This is a genomic window from Streptococcus oralis, assembly GCF_001578945.1.
GTDB lineage: Bacteria > Bacillota > Bacilli > Lactobacillales > Streptococcaceae > Streptococcus > Streptococcus oralis_Q.
This window is the reverse complement of record NZ_KQ969588.1, coordinates 1-675: the sequence shown is the minus strand read 5'-3', so window position 1 is coordinate 675 and position 675 is coordinate 1. Positions and strand designations below refer to the sequence as shown.

At 44.4% G+C, this 675-nt stretch carries 1 protein-coding gene; it reads right to left on the bottom strand.

Going from position 1 to position 675, the window contains the following annotated elements:
• Positions 1-675, bottom strand: a 675-nt coding sequence (locus SORDD16_RS09915) for an RHS repeat protein (RefSeq protein WP_164966524.1), incomplete at both ends; no start/stop codon positions are given.

Here is a 675-nt window from a genome sequence, read left to right as displayed (position 1 = left end):
CTGTTTCTTTTGCCAAGCTACCTGTAGTATCATAGGCATACTGAGTCTCTCCACCTGTTGGACGTTTCTTGCTGCTGACACGGTTCATACTGTCATAGCTGTAGGTCGTTGTATGACCTTCACCACTGGTTTCGCTCAAGCGATTGCCCAAAGCATCATAGCTGAAACTTTGCTTGCTTCCTGTTGGAGCTACTGTTTCGATGATTCGTCCTAATGGGTCATACTTAAAGGCTGTCGCTTGACCATTTGGATCCGTATAGAGTACCAATTTCTTATTGGCATCATAACCATAGCTACTTGAGTGACCATTGGCGTCGGTCATTTTAGATAGGTTGCCAAGGACATCATATTCATAAGTAGAGGTATTGCCATCGGCATCCGACTCTGTCACCACTCGGTTGAGAGCATCGTAGCTATACTTGGTTTCACGTTTTAGATGATCGACAGTCTTGAGCAGATTGCCATTTTGATCATAGTGATAGGTCTTGGTCTTTCCTTCTTGGTCAGTTGAACTTGCGACATTGCCCATGACATCATAGGTGAAGGTTTCGCTGGTCTTATCTGCGTAGACCACCTTAGTCAGTTGGTTGTCACTATTATAGCTGTATTGAGTAACCTCACCCAAGCTGTTTGTTAAAGTGAGACGATTTCCTGCCTTATCGTAGGTGTAGGTCT